The following is a 3,979-nucleotide window of genomic DNA, read 5'->3' on the forward strand; positions in this document are numbered from 1 at the left end:
CTCGGCGGCGGGTGCCGCGACCGCCGCGGCGGGCTGCTCCGGCGCGGGCTGCTCGTCGGCCGGCTGTTGCGTGGCGGCCGTCCGACGGCGGGCGGCGGTGCGGGGCGCGGCGGTGGCGGTGCCGGACTGGCCGTTGGCCGGCGGGGTGGAGGTGCCGGCCTGGGCCTCCTTGATGACCGCGATGAGGTCGTTCTTGCGCAGCCGGGTGGTGCCCTTGAGGCCCATCTCGGCGGCCAGGGCCTGCAGCTCGGCCAGGCGCATGCTGCTCAGCGAGCCGCCCGTCGCCCGCTTGGGGCCTGCGGCGGCATCAAGCTGTTCTGTCACGAGGTTCCTTCCCTCGGCGAGGTGCCCCGACCGGGGCTCGGTGAACCGGCGCACGGGCGCCAGGGCTGATGATTCCGCTCAGTCGTCACCGCAGAACGCGGTGCTGGAGGGGATTTGTGCTCCGGCTCGGAGGCATGACACCCATCGTGGGACCACGGGTGAGCCGGTGCTCCGCAAGTGTAGCAGCCGCGGCCGGGTGGGAACCGCTCATCGCCGCACCTCGCGCGACACGTGGCGACGAGCGTGCCGGCCGTGCCCAGGCTCAGACCCCGGGCGGTGAGGCCTCGCCTGCGAGGACCCGTGCGCCCTGCTCGGCGACGGCCGGGGTGTGCACCTGCCAGCCGTGCCGGGTGAAGGCGGAGAGCTGGGGATCGTCGACGCGGGTGAGGACGAGCACGCTCGGCCCCGCACCGGAGACGACGGCGGGCAGGCCGAGCTCGCGGAGCGTGTCGACGACCTTGAGCGTCTCCTCCATGACGATGGCGCGCTGGCGCTGGTGCAGCCGGTCCTCGGTGGCGGGCAGGAGGAGCTCCGGGCGTCCGCCGAGGGCCAGGACGAGCAGCGCGGAGCGGCCGGCGTTGAAGGCGGCGTCCTCGTGGGTGACGCTGCGGGGCAGCACCGCCCGCGCGGTGCCGGTGAGCAGCTCGGCGGGCGGGACGAGGACGGTGGGCTGCACGTGGCGGCCGACCGGGATGCGCGCGGCGCGCGGCCCCGCGGTCTCGGTCCACGCGACGGTCGCGCCGCCGAGGATCGCCGGGGCGGCGTTGTCCGGGTGCCCCTCGAACTCGGTGGCCAGCGCCAGCACGGTCGCGTCGTCGAGCGCCTCCGGCTCGGAGACGAGGCCGCGGGCGGCGACCAGGCCGCCGACGACGGCGGCCGCGGAGGAGCCCAGGCCGCGTCCGTGCGGGATGCGGTTGTGGCAGCGCAGCTCCAGGCCCGCCTGCGGGGCGCCGACGTGGTCGAGCGCGGCCCGGATGGCGCGGACGACGAGGTGCTCCTCCCCCTCGGGCAGCCCCGCCGCGCCGTTGCCGGTGACGGTGACCCGGGTGGCGCCCGTCGTCGCCCGCACGTCGATGTCGTCGACGATGTCGAGGGCGAGGCCGAGGGAGTCGAAGCCGGGGCCCAGGTTGGCGCTGGTGGCGGGGACCTGCACCCGCACCGTGTCGCGAGCGAGGCGGGCCATCGTCACCGCAGCCCGAGCGCCTCGGCCGCGGCCTCCGCGCGGGGGGCGACGACCTCGGGCTCGAGGTCGATGTCGCCGAGCGCGGTCGCGGTGTCCTTCAGCCCGTTGCCGGTCACCGTGCACACGACCGTCGCGCCGGCGGGGACCGCGCCACGATCGGCGGCCTGGAGCAGCCCGGCGACGCTCGCGGCGGAGGCCGGCTCGACGAAGATGCCGACCTCGCGGGCGAGGAGGGCCTGGGCGTCGAGGATCTGGGCGTCGCTCACCGCGTCGATCCACCCGCCGGACTCGTCGCGGGCGGCCTCGGCCAGCGTCCACGACGCCGGGTTGCCGATGCGGATGGCGGTGGCCACGGTCTCCGGGTGCTCCACCGGCGCGCCCTTGACCAGCGGGGCGGCGCCCTCGGCCTGCACACCCCACATCTGTGGGGTGCGGGTGGCGCGGGCGGGCAGCCCCGGGGCGTCGGTCGCGTACTCGCGGTAACCCATCCAGTAGGCCGAGATGTTCCCGGCGTTGCCGACGGGCAGCACGTGGATGTCGGGGGCGTCACCGAGGGCGTCGACGACCTCGAAGGCGGCGGTCTTCTGGCCCTGGAGCCGGAAGGGGTTGACCGAGTTGACCAGGGCGACCGGGTAGTCCTCGGCGAGCGACCGCACGATGGTCAGGCAGTCGTCGAAGTTGCCGTCCACCGCCACCAGGGTGGCCCCGTGGACGATCGCCTGGGCCAGTTTGCCCGCGGCGATCTTCCCGGCGGGCAGGACGACGGCGCAGCGCAGCCCGGCGCGGGCGGCGTACGCGGCGGCGGAGGCGGAGGTGTTCCCGGTGGAGGCACACACGACGAGCTCGGTGTCGGTGGCGGCCACCTTCGACATGGCCATGGTCATGCCGCGGTCCTTGAAGGAGCCGGTGGGGTTGGCGCCCTCGACCTTGACATGGACCTGCGCGCCCACCCGCTCGCTGAGCGCGGGGGCGGCGACGAGCGGGGTACCGCCCTCGCCGAGGGTCACGACGGGGTCGCCCGGCTCGATCGGCAGCCGGTCTGCGTACTCGGTGATCACCCCGCGCCACTGGTGCGCCATCACTCGTCCTCCACCCTGGTCACGGCCAGCACTCGCTTGACCGACGGTATCCGGGCGACGGCCTCGGCCGTCGCAGCGAGCGCCGCCTCGCTCGCGCGGTGCGTGACGACGACGAGCTCGGCGGCGCCGTCGTTGTCACCCACCTGCTCCTGGGTCACGGTCCGGATCGAGACCCCGTGCTCGCCGAACGTACCGGCGATGGCGGCGAGCACTCCGGGCCGGTCTGCCACCTCGAGGCGGAGCTGGAACTGGGTCGTCACCTCGTCCGGACCGAGGATCGGCAGCTGTGCGTAGCGCGACTCGACCGGCCCGATCCCGCCCGAGACACGGTTGCGGGCGGCGGCGACGACGTCGCCGAGCACCGCGGAGGCGGTCGGTGCGCCACCGGCACCCTGCCCGTAGAACATGAGCCGGCCGGCGGCCTCGGTGTCGACGACGACGGCGTTGAAGGCGCCGTGCACCGCGGCCAGCGGGTGGTCGGTGGGCAGCAGCGCGGGGTGGACCCGCACCGCGATGCCCTCCCCGCCGTCGGCGGTGGGGCGCCGCTCGGCGACGGCGAGCAGCTTGATGACGTGGTGTCCGCGGGTGGCGGCGGCGACGTCGGCGGCGGTGACGTAGCGGATGCCCTCGACGGGGACGTCGTCGATGCTCACCCGGGTGTGGAAGGCGAGCGAGGCGAGGATGGCGATCTTCGCGGCGGCGTCGTGGCCGTCGATGTCGGCGGTGGGGTCGGCCTCGGCGTAGCCGAGCGCCTGGGCGTCGGCCAGCGCCTCGCCGAACCCGACGCCACGGGTGGTCATCTCGTCGAGGATGAAGTTCGTCGTGCCGTTGACGATGCCGAGCACCCGGTTGACGCGGTCGCCGGCGAAGGACTCGCGCACGCCGCGCACGACAGGCACGGCGCCGGCGACGGCCGCCTCGAAGTAGAGGTCGACGCCGCGGGCCTCGGCGGCCTCGTAGAGCTCGGGCCCGTGGGCGGCGAGCAGGGCCTTGTTCGCGGTGACGACGCTGGCGCCGGCGTCGATGGCGTCGCGCACGAGGGTACGGGCGGGCTCCAGACCGCCCATGAGCTCGACGACGAGGTCGGCGCGGCGGACCAGACCGGCGGAGTCGGTGGTGAGCAGCGCCGGGTCGACGACGGGGTCGCGCGGGGTGGTGGTGTCCCGCACCGCGACGCCGACGAGCTCCAGCCGGGCCCCGGTGCGCGCGGTCAGGTCGGCGGCCTGCTCGTGCAGCAGCCGCACCACCTCGGTGCCCACGGTCCCGCAGCCGAGCACGGCGACCCGTAGTGCACGCTCACTCATCGACCACTCCTATCGTCTCCGGTGCCGAGCACAGGATAGGGCCGCCGATGAGCGGGCCGGGCCCGACGTCCACCACTCGGCGCGGGTGG

General features: G+C 75.3%; 4 protein-coding genes. All 4 read right to left on the reverse strand.

What is annotated here, in order from left to right; genetic code table 11:
* Nucleotides 1-324: Rho termination factor N-terminal domain-containing protein (locus tag Q0195_RS08825; protein WP_299277231.1), on the reverse strand; the 324-nt coding region annotated here is incomplete at its 3' end.
* Between the two features lie 262 nt (nucleotides 325-586).
* Nucleotides 587-1,507: a homoserine kinase gene (gene thrB, locus Q0195_RS08830; protein WP_299277233.1), complete on the reverse strand. Its 921-nt coding sequence runs from the start codon at nucleotides 1,505-1,507 to the stop codon at nucleotides 587-589.
* A 2-nt stretch (nucleotides 1,508-1,509) separates the two neighbouring features.
* Nucleotides 1,510-2,586, reverse strand: coding sequence for a threonine synthase (gene thrC / locus Q0195_RS08835; RefSeq protein WP_299277236.1), 1,077 nt, complete (start codon nucleotides 2,584-2,586; stop codon nucleotides 1,510-1,512).
* Nucleotides 2,586-3,890: a homoserine dehydrogenase gene (locus Q0195_RS08840; protein WP_299277240.1), complete on the reverse strand. Its 1,305-nt coding sequence runs from the start codon at nucleotides 3,888-3,890 to the stop codon at nucleotides 2,586-2,588. Before Q0195_RS08840 ends, thrC begins: the two co-directional genes overlap by 1 nt.
* Nucleotides 3,891-3,979: the final 89 nt, after the last annotated feature.

This window comes from uncultured Georgenia sp., assembly GCF_937958535.1.
Classification (GTDB): domain Bacteria; phylum Actinomycetota; class Actinomycetes; order Actinomycetales; family Actinomycetaceae; genus Oceanitalea.